Consider the following 13807-nt stretch of genomic DNA (forward strand, 5'->3'; position numbering starts at 1 on the left):
GATGGGCATGAAAATCGCCGAAGCGCCATCCGAGCGCCATGTGCTGACTGTCATGGTCGACAACGAGCCGGGCATTCTTGCCAAGATCACCGGCCTGTTCACCGCGCGCGGATACAATATCGACAGCCTGACCGTGGCCGACATCACGGAGGACCACGCGATCAGCCGGATCACCATCGTCACCAACGGGCCGCCGGCGGTCATCGACCAGATCGAGGCGCAGCTCGAACGCCTCGTGCCCGTCCACAAGGTTACCGACCTGACCACGGCCGGACCTCACGTGGAGCGTGAACTCGCGCTCATAAAGGTCGCAGGAACGGGCGAAAAACGGGTCGAGGCCCTGCGCATCGCGGAGCTTTTCCGGGCCAAGGTGGTAGACACGACGACCCACAGCTTCGTCTTCGAACTCACCGGCGCGCCCGACAAGATCGACAGCTTCATCGTGCTGATGCGCGAACTCGGCCTCGTTTCCGTGGGCCGGTCGGGCGTCGTCGGGATGCTGCGCGGCGCCGGGGGGGCGTAAAATGGAACTGGACGTTCAAACTGGGGTGGATGGTAAAGGCTCGAAATATATCGAGTGGAAAATCGGAGAAGGAGGATTCAAGCGGGCGTGGATTCAGCACCGTACTCCTGACAAGGATTGGGCAGGAACAGGCCGATATTTGAATGTGGTTAGGATTGAAGGCTTCCATAAGGGTCCTGCCGGGAATGCTACAGATTTTCCAATTTTCAGCGACCTGCCAGATGAGCAGATTTTGAGGAACTTCGTGATCGCAACTGCCGCGGTCACCGGATTGAAGATTTAAGGGGAATACATGAAAGTCTACTACGATGCCGATGCCGACCTGAACCTGATCAAGTCGAAGAAAATCGCCGTGCTCGGCTATGGTTCGCAAGGGCACGCCCATGCCCAGAACCTGCGCGATTCAGGCGTCGCGGACGTCGCCATTGCCCTGCGCGAGGGATCCTCCAGCGCAAAGAAAGCCGAAGCCGCCGGGTTCAAGGTCCTGTCCAACACCGAAGCGGCGAAATGGGCCGACATCCTGATGATCCTCGCCCCGGACGAGCATCAGGCGGCGATCTGGGAGAACGACCTTGCCGGCCACATGAAGCCCGGCAGCGCGATCGCCTTTGCCCACGGGCTCAACGTGCATTTCGGCCTGATCGAGGCGCCGTCCGACATCGACGTTATCATGATCGCGCCCAAGGGACCGGGCCACACCGTGCGCTCCGAATATGTCCGCGGCGGCGGCGTTCCCTGCCTCATCGCCATCCATCAGGACGCAAGCGGCTCCGCCCACGATGTCGCGCTCGCCTATGCTGCGGGCGTCGGCGGCGGACGTTCGGGGATCATCGAGACCAATTTCAAGGAAGAATGCGAGACCGATCTCTTCGGCGAACAGGCCGTGCTGTGCGGCGGGATCACCCACCTCATCCAGGCCGGGTTCGAAACGCTGGTCGAGGCCGGATACGCCCCCGAAATGGCCTATTTCGAATGCCTTCATGAAACCAAGCTGATCGTCGACCTGCTCTACGAGGGCGGGATCGCGAACATGCGCTATTCGATCTCGAACACCGCCGAATATGGCGACATCACAACGGGTCCGCGCATCATCACCGATGAAACCAAGGCCGAAATGAAGCGGGTGCTCGCCGACATCCAGTCGGGCCGCTTCGTCAAGAACTTCGTGCTCGACAACCGCGCAGGCCAGCCCGAGCTCAAGGCCGCGCGCAAGGCCGCCGAAGCCCACCCGATCGAGAAGACCGGGGCCGAACTGCGCGCGATGATGCCGTGGATCGGCGAAGGCAAGCTGGTCGACAAGGAAAAGAACTGACGGAACCGGCGGCGGCCTTGAGCGATTTCCATTGCGATCGACCCGTTCCGACCGGAGAAGCCATCGCATGAAACGACTCGTTCTTGCCGCCGCCGCGACCACCGCCCTTGTCACCGGAGGAATTGCCGCCGCGCCCACGCTCTTCGCGCAAGGGGCACCCAACGTCCCCGGCGCGCCCGAACCCGAGCGCGTTACGGCCGGAACCTATTCCGCCGACCCGTCCCATTCGCTGGTCCTGTTCGAAGTCGACCATTTCGGGTTCAACGAATATTTCGGCATCTTCGGCGATGTGTCCGGCACGCTCGCGCTCGATCCCGACAATCCCGAAGCGGCGGCCGTCGACGTGACGATCCCGGTCGCCTCGGTCACGACTGCGAGTGCGGCTCTCACCGACCATCTGCTGCGCCCGGCCAAGAATGGAGGGGACCCGGACTTTTTCGGCGCCGACCCCGCCCCTGCGCGCTTCGTTTCGACCGGGGTCGAAGTCGACGGCATGACAGCGATGATCGAGGGGAACCTCACGCTCAATGGCATAACGAAACCCGTCACCCTCGAAGCCGAATTCACCGGCGCGGGCACGAACCCGACGAACGGCAAGGAAACCGTCGGCTTCGAGGCGGAGACCGAGATCATGCGCTCGGATTTCAACGTCGATTACGCGCTTCCGCTCGTCAGCGACGAGGTCGAGCTCGAAATCAGCGTCGCTTTCGAGAAGCAATAGGCGCTCTCGACTCGGGCGGCCCGATCGGGCAGTCGCCAGCCATTATGCGCCTTTCCGACTGTCACCGCATCGATGATTTCCGCAAGCTCGCCCGGCGTCGCCTGCCCTTTCCCGTATTCGACTACATCGACGGGGCGGCGGATGACGAGCTGACCAAGGCGCGCAACACCGCCGCTTACGAAAGCTGCGACCTCGTGCCCGACGTGCTGGCCGGGGTGGCCGAGATCGATACGAGCTGCACGATCCTGGGTCGCAAAAGCGCGCTGCCGCTCATGCTTTCGCCGACGGCAGTGCAGCGCGCCTTTCACTGGCAGGGCGAGCGGGCGGTGGCGAAAGCGGCGGAGAGATACGGCCTGTGGTTCGGCATCTCCAGCCTCGCCACGCGCAGTATCGAGGAGATTGCCGCGCTCACGAACGGGCCGAAGCTGTTCCAGCTCTATGTCCACAAGGACACCGGGCTGAACACTCACATGATCGAACGTTGCCAGGCGGCGGGTTTCGACGCGCTCGCGCTGACGGTGGACACGATCGTGTCGGGCAAGCGCGAGAGGTGCCTGCATTCGGGCTTTACCACCCCGCCCCGCTTCACGCCGGCGAGCGTCGTGTCCTATGCGACCAAGCCGAAATGGACACTCGATTACCTCCTGCGCGAGAAATTCCGCCTGCCCAACCTCGAGACGCATGTGACCGAAGGCACAGGCAAGGCGGTGAGCATAGCGGATTATTTCAACACGATGCTCGATACCTCGATGGACTGGGACACCGCTGCGGCGATCCGCGAGCAATGGGGCGGGGTTTTCGTGCTGAAAGGCGTAATGAGCGCTGCCGATGCGCGCCGCGCGGTCGAAATCGGAGCGGATGCGATCATGCTCTCGAACCACGGCGGGCGGCAGCTGGACGGCAGCCGGTCCCCGTTCGATCAGCTGCCCGAAATCGTGGAGGCGGTCGGCGGGGAGATCGAGATCATCTGCGACGGCGGCATCCGGCGCGGGACCCATGCGCTCAAGGCCCTGTGCGCGGGCGCGAATGCAGCCTCGGGCGGGCGGCTGTATCTCTATGCGCTCGCGGCGGCGGGGCAGGACGGCGTCGAACGCGCGCTTTCCATCCTCAAGGACGAGATCGAGCGCGGCATGCGCCTGATGGGCGTGACGAACATCGACCAGCTGTCGACGGAAAGGCTTCGCTGGCGCTGAGAAATCGCGCCCGGACAGCAACGGTGAGCACGGTGCAAAGAGGAATGTCATGAAATTGCAACCTGCCGGGCGCTTTGGCGCTCGCGTAACGCCTGCAGGACCCACACCCATGATCAAGCCTTTCGCACCCGCCGCGCCTACCCTCGCGCTCGCCCTCTTGCTTGCCGCCTGCGGTTCGCAGACGCCGGAAAGCCCTACCGGAAACGAGGCCGATGCCTTCGCCGAGCGGATCAAGGGCGCCTCGCCCGATCCCGCTCCCGCTCCCGCCCCGACCCAGACCCCGCGCATCGCCGCTCCGCGCCCGGGTGCAGCGCCCGGACCCTATGTCCCCGGAACCGCGACCGATCCCGAGGCGCAGACGTGCAATGCGCCGGCAATGGCTCCCTATCTCGGCAAGGCGGCAGACGATGCGACCCGGGCCGAGATCATGGAGGTGATCGGAGGGGCAAACGAGGTGCGCTTCATCCAGGCGGGATCGTCCTACATCAATCCCGATCCCACCAATCCGCGGCTCAACCTGATGCTCGACAAGGGCGGTATCATCCGCGATGCGCGCTGCGGATAAAGCGCGTTTTGTTGCTCGCGAGCGCGATCAGCGCGCACGATACGTGTCCTTGCCCCTTGCACTGGCGGCCCCGATCGGCATAAGGCGCAGCGCATGACCAGTGCTGGCCTCTCGCTTCTACGACTTACGCGCCCTTGGGCGTGACAGTCCGCGCGTGAAGGAAGCGCGGCTTCGCTCCCAAGGGTGACGCTGCCGCTTTTTCTCCCGCCATGTTCCGCAGAAGCGAATCGTTCCATGCTCAAGAACCCTTCCGCAAAATATCGCCCCTTCGGCCAGATCGACCTGCCCGACCGCCAGTGGCCGAGCCGCCTGATAGAACGCGCGCCGCGCTGGCTCTCGACCGACCTTCGCGACGGGAACCAGTCGATCATCGATCCCATGGACGCGGTGAAGAAGCGCCGCTTTTTCGACCTGCTGGTCGAGATCGGCGCGAAAGAGATCGAGGTTGGCTTTCCCAGCGCCGGAGCGACCGAATTCGATTTCATTTCCGGGCTTATCCGGTCCGGCGATATTCCGGACGATGTGACCGTGCAGGTTCTCACCCAGAGCCGGGAGGACCTGATCCGCACCAGCTTCGACAGCCTCGACGGCGCGCGGGCGGCGATCGTCCACCTCTACAACGCGGTCAGCCCCGCCTGGCGCGAAATCGTCTTTCGCATGACCCGCGAGGAGGTGAAAGAGGTGGCGGTAAAGGGCGCGAAAGTCCTGCGCGACGAAGCGGCCAAGCGACCAGGCACCGACTGGCATTTCCAGTATTCGCCGGAAACCTTCTCGACCGCCGAACTCGATTTCTCGATCGAGGTGGCCTCAGCGGTGATGGAAGTGCTCGCGCCCACACCCGACCATCCGGTCATCCTAAACCTGCCAGCCACGGTCGAGGCGGCGACGCCCAATATCTATGCCGACCAGATCGAATATTTCTGCCGCCACCTGCCGAACCGCGAAAGCGCGGTGATAAGCCTGCACACCCATAATGACCGCGGCACGGGCGTCGCGGCTGCGGAACTGGGCCTGATGGCAGGCGCCGACCGGGTCGAGGGCTGCCTGTTCGGCAATGGCGAGCGCACCGGCAATTGCTGCCTCGTGACGATGGCGCTGAATCTTTACACGCAGGGGATCGATCCGGGTCTGGATTTTTCCGATATCGACCGGGTGATCGAGACGGTCGAATACTGCAACGACCTGCCTGTCCACCAGCGCCACCCCTATGGCGGCGAGCTTGTCTTTACCGCTTTTTCCGGCAGCCATCAGGACGCGATCAAGAAGGGTTTCGAGTCGCGCGAGAGGCAAAATGACGAAGCTTGGCGCGTACCTTACCTGCCGATCGATCCGGCCGATCTCGGGCGCAATTACGAAGCGGTGATCCGCGTCAATTCGCAGTCCGGCAAGGGCGGCTTTGCCTGGGTCCTGGAAAAGGACCAGGGGCTGAAACTACCCAAGGGCATGCAGGCCGATTTCTCGCGCGAAGTGCAGCGGCTCGCCGACGAGATCGGCCGCGAGTTGAACGCAGCCGATATCTGGGAGGCCTTTCGCCGGCATTACCACGTGCGCACCCCGGACAAGCATTTCCAGCTCGTCGATTACGAGGAAAGCCGAGCCTCGGACGGCACGCGGGTATTTGCGGGCACGATCGCGGTAGCGGGTGTCGAACAAAGCGTGTCGGGGCGCGGCAACGGCCTCATCTCGAGCGTGATGGGCACGCTGCGCAAGGCGTTCGGAGTCGAACTCGAGGTCGCCGATTACACCGAACACGCGCTTGGTACGGGCACCGATGCCAAGGCAGCTGCCTATCTCGAATGCCGCACGCCGGAGGGACGCGTGCTGTGGGGCTGCGGCATCGACGAGGATATCGCCACCGCGAGCGTGCGCGCCGTGCTTTCGGCGGCGAATTCCGCGGTCGAGCGGGCCGGCTGACGAACGTTCCGCGCGAGAGCTGCTTGATCGCCGGATCGCCCACGCTTGCGCGGGCGCTCCTTTGGGCGCACTATCAGCCGGTGAGACACTGGGAGGGCTGCTCATGGGGACATTTCCTGAAGGGCTGGTCGACACACCGCAGGCCGAAGGCGGAGCGGGCACGTCGCCGCGCATAGCGACCGACCTTACGCTCGGCGATCTGTCGGCGGCGCTGGCGAAAGGCTGGCGCGACTTTCTTGCCGCGCCGCAATACGGGCTGTTTTTCGGCGGGGTCTATGTGCTCGCGGGTCTGGCGGCCTTTTACGTCGCGCTCGTCGGCGGCGAACTGTCCTGGCTGATCCCGGCGGCGGCAGGCTTTCCGCTGGTCGCACCCTTCGTCGCGGTCGGGCTCTACGAGGCGAGCCGTCGGCGCGAGCGGGGCAAGCCGCTTGGCTGGGGCCCGGTGCTCGGCGCGCTGAAGGGTCATGGCGACGACCAGATCCTCTCAATGGGCGTGATCGTGTTCGTCGCGTTTTCGTTCTGGATGATCGTGGCGCATGCGATCTTCGCGATCTTCATGGCCGAAAGCGGAATGGGCGGCGAAAGCCTTGCCGCACTGGTGACACCCGCAGGCCTCGCGATGCTCGCCGTCGGCAGTGCGGTGGGCGGCGCGATGGCACTCGCCTTCTACGCGATGACCGTCGTCAGCCTGCCGATGCTGGTGGACCGCAAGGTCAGTTTCCCGACCGCGATCATCGCCAGCTTCGCCGTCATGCGCGGCAATCTGTTCGTGATGCTGGCCTGGGCGGCAATCATCGCCGCGCTGCTCGCGCTCGCGATGATCCCGGCTTTTCTCGGCCTTATGGTCGCTCTGCCTGTGCTGGGCCATGCGACCTGGCACCTTTACGTGCGTGCGGTGCGCTGAAGGGTCAGGCTCGCCCGCGCACGAAGGCGATCAAGGCGAGGACCAGGAATACGACGAACAGGACAATGGCGATGTCGCTGGCAACACCCGCAATGCCGCTGAATCCGAGAACAGCCGCAACAAGAGCGACAATGATGAAAATGATAGCCCATTTCAGCATGGATAATACCTCCTGTCATACCAATGGACGGTTGACCCGATTGGGTCCCGATATGGAGAGCTTCTCCAAAATAATTGGGGTCTGACAGGGGCGCATCTCGCGCTTGTCACAAAATGACTTCTCACAAATGTTGTCTTTATCTTAGCAAAATTCTTCGGGACATGCCGCGAGGCCGAGGCGAAATTCTTGCCGAAGGAGGCGTGCACCTTCGGCAGCCGCCGTGCCATAGCATTGCACGAATCGAGCGCAGGGAAACTGCGCCGCATGGGGAGAGCGAGAATGACCGATAAAACCGCCCAGGCCGAAGAGATCCTCGAACCGGACCTGCCGATCATCGATCCGCACCACCATCTGTGGGACCTGCGCCCGCTGCTACCGATGTTCCCCGAGCCGCGCCACCGCTTCATCGAGGCGTTGGTGCCCCACGCCTATTACACCTTCGACCATTTCCACGCGCACGCCACGAGCGGACATAACGTCATCGCCAGCGTCTTCATGGAATGCGGTGCCTTCTACAATTCGGGGCTCGGCGACGCGATGAAACCGGTGGGAGAGGTCGAGTATGTCAACGGCGTCGCCGCCCAGGCGGCGAGCGGACTTTATGGCGATGTGCGCTGGTGCGCGGGCATCGTCGGCCATGCCGATCTTACCCGCGGCGGCGCGGCGGGCGAGGTGCTCGACGCGCTGAAGGCCGCAGCACCGCGGCGCTTTTGCGGCATCCGGCACCAGGGCGCATGGGACGCGGACCCGGACGTGCTCGGCCCGCCCTTCCACGCACCCGAAGGCCTTTACCGCGATGCCGCCTTCCGCGAAGGATTCGCCGAACTGGGCAAAAGGGGCATGAGCTTCGATGCCTGGATCCTCGAGCCGCAGATTCCCGACGTAATCGACCTCGCCCGCGCCTTTCCCGACACGCCGATCTGCCTCGACCATTGCGGCACTCCGCTGGGCTGCGCGAGCTATGCGGGCAGGCTCGAGGAACGGTTCGACACCTGGGCAGCGAACATCCGGGAACTCGGCCAGTGCGAAAACGTAGTGGTGAAGCTCGGCGGGCTCGCCATGCACAATTGCGCAATGCCGAATGACGGGCCGGCCGCCGGATACGGTTCCGCAGAACTCGCGCGCATGTGGCGGCCCTATATCGAAACATGCATCGAGGCATTCGGCACCGGGCGCGCCATGTTCGAGAGCAATTATCCGGTCGATTCCTGGGGCGCGACCTACCCCGTCCTGTGGAACGCCTTCAAGCGCATCACAATCGGTGCGAGCGCCGAGGAAAAAGCGGACCTCTATGCCGGGAACGCGGCGCGCTTCTATGACATTGAAGAGGTGCTGCGTTAGGGACACACTGTCACGTTGCAAGCCGAAACCTTCTCAGGAGACCCAAGACAATGCCGCTTCCCGCCCCGTTCGACCGCCTTCGCCTGCCGCTGATCGGCTCGCCGCTGTTCATCGTTTCCGGCCCCGAACTGGTGATCGCGCAGTGCAAGGCGGGGATCATCGGCAGCTTCCCGGCGCTTAATGCGCGCCCTCAAAGCCTGCTCGACGAATGGCTCCACCAGATCACGGAAGAGCTTGCCAAGCACAATCGCGAGCATCCCGACCGCCCGGCGGCGCCTTTCGCGGTCAACCAGATCATCCACAAGACCAACGACCGGGTCGACGCGGATATGGCGACTTGCGAGAAATGGCAGGTCCCGATGATCATCACCTCGCTCGGCGCGCGCGAGGAAGTCTACCAGGCGGTCAGGAACTGGGGCGGGATCACGATGCACGACGTGATCAACAATCGCTTCGCGAAGAAGGCGATCGAGAAAGGCGCGGACGGACTCATCCCCGTCGCGGCCGGTGCGGGCGGACATGCGGGCGCTCTGTCGCCCTTCGCCTTGATGCAGGAAATCCGCGAGTGGTTCGACGGGCTGGTCGCGCTGTCGGGTTCGATCGCGCACGGCGCCTCGATCCTCGCAAGCCAGGCCATGCGGGCGGATTTCGCCTATTCGGGCAGCGCCTTCATCGCGACTGAAGAAGCCAATGCCGATCAGCGCTACAAGCAGGGCATCGTCGAGGGCGATGCGAGCGGCATCGTCTACACCAACCTGTTCACCGGTGTGCACGGCAATTACCTGCGCTCCTCGATAGAGGCAGCGGGACTCGATCCCGAAAACCTGCCCGAAAGCGATCCCTCCAAGATGAATTTCGGCAGCGGCGGCAACACCAAGGCGAAAGCGTGGAAGGACATCTGGGGCTCGGGCCAGGGTGTCGGCGCGGTCAAGTCGGTCGGCACGGTCGAGGATCTGGTCACCCGGATGGAGCGCGAATATCACGCCGCCAAGGCGCAATTGCTCGCCAACTCCCATTATAACGCCTGGGAAAGCCTCGCCGAAGCGGCCGAATAGATCCGCCCTAGCCCGCTCCGCCGGTCGAGGCCCAAAGTGCGTCGGCCATCGCGTCGAGTTCGCTGAAATCGAAGCCGGTGCCGAGCGGGTCCTTGCGATTGAGGAGGAAGCGCCGCCGCTCGGCAAGGAGTTGGCGGCGCAGGGCGGACTGGAGCAGGCCAAGCCGCATCAGCGCTTCCTCCATCGCCGCTTCGGGATCGTCCTGCCGGGCGAGCGCCCAACGCGCCTCGATCCGGCCGACGCGCTCGATCACCATCTCATTATAGCGCCGATGCGGCCCCCGGTGGAGCGGCAGTCCCATGCGCAAGGTCGCTTCCTCGCTCGCGGGCAGCAGTAGGCCGTTGGACCTGAAATCGTCGAAGCCGACCGCGGGACGGCCTATACGCTCGAACATAGCGCCGAAACAGCGGCGCGAAAGCAATTGGCGCGGGAGCAAGTGGTGGCGCTGGAGGCCGGGATCGAAACCAGGGGCATCCCTGCGATTGACGCTTCGGAACGGGATTGCCGTCCGCGTCGCAGCCGCCGCCGCTTTCGCCCCCGCCCGCAAGACTCACTCCCGCCAGACCCGAATGAAGCGGCCATTGCGTGACGGGCGCAGGACGAGCCGCGTGCCGTCGGGGGCGATGATGCGCTCGCTTTCGTCCAGCCCGCCGACAAGGACGAGTTGGTTGACGAGTCGCACGCCGAGCCGCGTCGCGGTGACGCGGTCGGCCGCAAGCGGCGGTTCGATGCGCAGCTCCTGCCCGATCCAGTGATCGAGACCAACGCTCTGCAGCGCTCCGTCGAGCCCTTCGCTGAAGGCGGTAAGGCCGAGGGCCGGGAAGGCCCCGCCCTCCAGCCACGCGGTAACGGTCGATTCGAAAAAGCGCCGACCAATCGCGCTTTTCGCCGGGGGCCAGGCGACCGCTTCGAGATCGCTGAAATGATGCACGATATCGCGGGCCAGGGCGACCATGCCGCGCATCACCGGAACGGTCCGCTCGCCGCCCGCGAGATGCGGGCCCGGCATGATCCGCATCCCCTCGCAGCTAGAGGGCGCGCTCGCCTCCTCCATGTCGAACAGGTGTTCGGCGTGCGCGACGGGACAGGCGCGCCCGGGAGCCATGCCGCGCAGGTCGAAAGTGAGACCGTCACGCAGTAATTCGACCCAGACCTTTTCGGCAAGGTCGGATTGCGCGGGCTCGCCCGGCTCGTGCGCTTGCGCGCTTGCCGGAACAAGCTCGGCGTCGGGGCCATCGAGAGGATCGTAGCTCAGCGAGACGGATGGGTGGCGCTCGGCGAATTGCAGGATGGCATGGCGATCCGGCCGTTTGCCCGCAGCAAACAGCAGATAAAGCCCGAAATTGCCATTCGCTTGCTGAGCGATGACCCTATCCCCCAATGCATCCGGGCAAGGTGTATCCCAAGAGGAGGCTTTTCTGGCGTGTTTGGCAGGAGTCGTCGAGTCCAGATTGTCGAGTGTTCCACCCTGGCATTGTCGAAGTCAGAAGATTCCTTCGCGCAGTCCCGTCGCGAGCGCCTCGCCAAGCTCCTCGCATTGCTCGAGCGTTGCCGCAGGAACCTCTTTCTGCGCGAGAATCGCCTCGGGCGTCTGGGCCGAGAAATTCACGATCATGCGCTCGGCGACTCGTCTTAGCCGCCACCCTTGCGCGATTCGGTCGAGCTGGCGCTGGGCGCCCTCGCCGTCAGACCCGGCAGCGATGATCGTGGCAAAGGGGCGTCCCTCGATCCGGCCGAGCACGGGATAGTAACAGCGGTCGAACATCTCCTTCATCGCGCCGCTCATGGTGGCGAGGTTTTCGGGACAACAGAAAAGATAGCCCCCCGCGCCGAGCAGCACGTCAGGTCCGACCTCGTCGCAGGACAGGAACAGCGCGTCCCCGGCCCCGCGCGCGGCCGCGCGCGCCATGGCTTCGCTCGCCCCCGTGCGGCTGTGCCAGGCAATGATCAAACGGCGCGAACGATCGGTTGCATCCATCGCTCCCGCCTGCCGCTCCAGCCTGTCGATTGTCAACGGCGTGCCCCTGTTGCGCGCCCGCGCGCTGGTGTAGCTTTCGCCCATGGCCACCCGACCGCTTTCCCCTTCATCCGCCCGCAGCGAAGCGCGCGCCTGCGTGCTCGGCGTGACGCAATCGCTCACCGGCCGGGCATGGCATTGGCGCGGGAGCAACATGGAACTGGATGCGCAGGCAGGCGGCGCACCGGGGCTCGAACAGGGCCTCCTCGCCCAGCTGCTCATGACACGCGGTGTCGCGCCTGCGGACGTCGCGCGCAATGCAAGCCCCACATTGCGCGCATTCCTGCCCGATCCTTCCGAATTCCGCGACATGGACCGCGCGGCCGAGCGGATCGCGGCAGCGGTGCTTTCGGGCGAAAGGATCACGATTTACGGCGATTACGATGTCGACGGTGCGACCAGCGCGGCGTTGATGATCGAATTGCTGCGCGCGCTCGGCTCGGATGCCGACTATTACATACCCGACCGCCTGCTCGAAGGCTACGGACCGAGTGGAGAGGCTCTTGTCCGGCTCGCCGAACAGGGCTCGAGCCTGATCGTCACCGTCGATTGCGGGGCCATGGCACACGAAGCGCTCGCCATGGCAAAGGCCGCGGGGGTCGACGTCATCGTCGTCGATCATCACAAATGCTCGCCCGAGCTTCCCGCCGCAACTGCGCTCGTCAATCCCAACCGGCTAGACGAAAGCGATCTCGCCGCCGCGCACGGGCATCTTGCTGCCGTCGGCGTCGCCTTCCTGCTCGCGGTGGCAGTGGTGCGGACCCTTCGCGGACAGGGTTTCTTCGCCGACCGGGCGGAACCCGATCTGATGGCCCTGCTCGATCTCGTCGCGCTCGGCACGGTCGCAGACGTGGCCGCGCTGCACGGGCTCAACCGCGCTTTCGTGGCTCAGGGGCTCAAGGTGCTCGCGCGGCGCCAGCGCATCGGCATGGCGGCCCTGATCGATGCGAGCCGGATCACCCGCGCGCCCATCGCGAGCGATCTCGGCTTTGCGCTGGGGCCCCGGATCAACGCAGGGGGAAGGATCGGCGAATCGACACTCGGCGTGCGGCTGCTGACGACCCGCGACCCGGAGGAGGCCCGCGGTATCGCCGAGCAGCTTTCGCAATTGAACGAGGAACGCCGCGCGATCGAGGCGGCCGTGCAGGAGGCGGCCGAGGCGCAGCTTGTCCACCAGCATAACATGGCGGTCCACGTGCTCGCCGGTAGCGGCTGGCATCCTGGCGTGATCGGCATCGTTGCCGGGCGGATCAAGGAGAAGACCGGCAAGCCCGCCATCGTCATCGCCGAGGACGAAACCGAGAAGACCGGCAAGGGTTCGGGCCGATCTGTTTCCGGCGTCGATCTGGGGGCCGCAATCATCGCCGCGCGCGAGGCCGGCCTGTTGGTCGCGGGCGGCGGGCACGCCATGGCGGCGGGGCTGACGATCCCGACCGAGAAGCTCGCCGCCTTTACCGAATTCCTCGACGAGCGGCTCGCACGCGATGTCGAGCGCGCCCGCGCCGGGGCGGCGATGACGCTCGACCTTTCGCTCGCGCCGGGCGGGCTGACGCCGGAATTGTGCGACACGCTCGAGGCGGCGGGGCCCTATGGCGTTGGCTGGCCCGCCCCGCGTGTTGCGGTGGGGCCGGTGCGCATCGTCAAGGCCGATATCGTGGGCAAGGATCACCTGCGCCTGATCGCGAGCGGGAATGACGGCCGCTCGTTCAAGGCGATCGCGTTTCGCGCCGGCGAGACCGAGATGGCGCAGACCCTGCTCCACCGCCACAAGGGCCGCCAATTCCACCTCGCCGGCCGGGTCAAGCTCGACGATTGGGGTGCGCGGCCCGCAGCGGAACTGCACCTCGAAGATGCCGCTTTCGCCGACTGATATGCAGACCGATATGCAGACCGTTACGAAGGCGCGGGCGGGGCGCTGTCAAAAAATCGAAGCATGGCGGCAAAGCAGGGTTGACCCGTTCCTGCGGGGCCCCTAAGTGCGCGCTCTCACGAGCGACAGGCGCTTCCAGAGGCGCACGTGGCCCCTTCGTCTAGCGGTTAGGACGCGGCCCTTTCACGGCTGAAACACGGGTTCGAGTCCCGTAGGGGTCACCATTCGCTCG

General features: G+C 64.8%; 15 protein-coding genes and 1 tRNA gene. 12 read left to right on the plus strand and 4 right to left on the minus strand.

The features are described from left to right. Position 1 precedes the first annotated feature (1 nt). The 8 genes from ilvN to RIB52_RS11060 all read left to right on the plus strand — a co-directional run bounded on the left by ilvN (position 2) and on the right by RIB52_RS11060 (position 7132). Positions 2 to 523 carry an acetolactate synthase small subunit gene (ilvN, locus tag RIB52_RS11025; RefSeq protein WP_350175487.1) on the plus strand — a complete coding sequence of 174 codons (522 nt, stop codon included), beginning with the start codon at positions 2 to 4 and terminating at the stop codon, positions 521 to 523. 1 nt (position 524) lies between these two features. Then, positions 525 to 806 (plus strand): hypothetical protein, encoded by a 282-nt coding sequence (locus RIB52_RS11030; RefSeq protein WP_350175488.1) that lies wholly within the window; start codon positions 525 to 527, stop codon positions 804 to 806. A gap of 9 nt (positions 807 to 815) precedes the next feature. Continuing rightward, positions 816 to 1835, plus strand: a complete 1020-nt coding sequence (gene ilvC, locus RIB52_RS11035) for a ketol-acid reductoisomerase (RefSeq protein WP_350175489.1) — start codon at positions 816 to 818, stop codon at positions 1833 to 1835. A 67-nt stretch (positions 1836 to 1902) separates the two neighbouring features. Beyond that, complete coding sequence (locus RIB52_RS11040) at positions 1903 to 2556, plus strand: YceI family protein (protein WP_350175490.1); 654 nt, start codon at positions 1903 to 1905, stop codon at positions 2554 to 2556. Between the two features lie 44 nt (positions 2557 to 2600). Continuing rightward, positions 2601 to 3749 (plus strand): alpha-hydroxy acid oxidase, encoded by a 1149-nt coding sequence (locus tag RIB52_RS11045; protein ID WP_350175491.1) that lies wholly within the window; start codon positions 2601 to 2603, stop codon positions 3747 to 3749. 109 nt (positions 3750 to 3858) lie between these two features. Continuing rightward, on the plus strand, positions 3859 to 4314 hold the full coding sequence (locus RIB52_RS11050) for a hypothetical protein (RefSeq protein WP_350175492.1): 456 nt from the start codon (positions 3859 to 3861) through the stop codon (positions 4312 to 4314). Positions 4315 to 4548: 234 nt separating this feature from the next. Further along, positions 4549 to 6228, plus strand: coding sequence for a 2-isopropylmalate synthase (leuA, locus tag RIB52_RS11055; RefSeq protein WP_350175493.1), 1680 nt, complete (start codon positions 4549 to 4551; stop codon positions 6226 to 6228). 103 nt (positions 6229 to 6331) lie between these two features. Beyond that, positions 6332 to 7132: a DUF2189 domain-containing protein gene (locus RIB52_RS11060; RefSeq protein WP_350175494.1), complete on the plus strand. Its 801-nt coding sequence runs from the start codon at positions 6332 to 6334 to the stop codon at positions 7130 to 7132. Between the two features lie 4 nt (positions 7133 to 7136). Here the strand turns inward: RIB52_RS11060 and RIB52_RS11065 are convergent, their stop codons facing one another. Next, positions 7137 to 7292 (minus strand): DUF1328 domain-containing protein, encoded by a 156-nt coding sequence (locus RIB52_RS11065; RefSeq protein WP_350175495.1) that lies wholly within the window; start codon positions 7290 to 7292, stop codon positions 7137 to 7139. Positions 7293 to 7571: 279 nt separating this feature from the next. Between RIB52_RS11065 and RIB52_RS11070 the strand changes: the two genes are divergently transcribed. Together RIB52_RS11070 and RIB52_RS11075 are read left to right on the plus strand one after the other, a co-directional pair. Further along, entirely contained in the window at positions 7572 to 8633 is a 1062-nt protein-coding gene (locus RIB52_RS11070) for an amidohydrolase family protein (protein WP_350175496.1), read from the plus strand. A 50-nt stretch (positions 8634 to 8683) separates the two neighbouring features. Continuing rightward, positions 8684 to 9688, plus strand: coding sequence for an NAD(P)H-dependent flavin oxidoreductase (locus tag RIB52_RS11075; protein WP_350175497.1), 1005 nt, complete (start codon positions 8684 to 8686; stop codon positions 9686 to 9688). Between the two features lie 7 nt (positions 9689 to 9695). Here the strand turns inward: RIB52_RS11075 and RIB52_RS11080 are convergent, their stop codons facing one another. From RIB52_RS11080 to RIB52_RS11090, 3 genes are all read right to left on the minus strand, one after another. After that, positions 9696 to 10235 carry an AHH domain-containing protein gene (locus tag RIB52_RS11080; RefSeq protein ID WP_350175498.1) on the minus strand — a complete coding sequence of 180 codons (540 nt, stop codon included), beginning with the start codon at positions 10233 to 10235 and terminating at the stop codon, positions 9696 to 9698. Positions 10236 to 10238: 3 nt separating this feature from the next. Next, positions 10239 to 11069, minus strand: coding sequence for a hypothetical protein (locus RIB52_RS11085; RefSeq protein ID WP_350175499.1), 831 nt, complete (start codon positions 11067 to 11069; stop codon positions 10239 to 10241). Between the two features lie 102 nt (positions 11070 to 11171). Continuing rightward, positions 11172 to 11666 carry a flavodoxin family protein gene (locus RIB52_RS11090; RefSeq protein WP_350175709.1) on the minus strand — a complete coding sequence of 165 codons (495 nt, stop codon included), beginning with the start codon at positions 11664 to 11666 and terminating at the stop codon, positions 11172 to 11174. 82 nt (positions 11667 to 11748) lie between these two features. On the opposite strand from RIB52_RS11090, the gene recJ reads away from it, so the two are divergent. Beyond that, complete coding sequence (recJ, locus tag RIB52_RS11095; protein ID WP_350175500.1) at positions 11749 to 13575, plus strand: single-stranded-DNA-specific exonuclease RecJ; 1827 nt, start codon at positions 11749 to 11751, stop codon at positions 13573 to 13575. 149 nt (positions 13576 to 13724) lie between these two features. Continuing rightward, positions 13725 to 13799 (plus strand) — tRNA-Glu (locus RIB52_RS11100). The last annotated feature ends 8 nt before the right edge of the window (positions 13800 to 13807 follow it).

Source organism: Erythrobacter sp. (genome assembly GCF_040217515.1).
In the GTDB taxonomy this organism is placed as follows: Bacteria; Pseudomonadota; Alphaproteobacteria; order Sphingomonadales; family Sphingomonadaceae; genus Erythrobacter.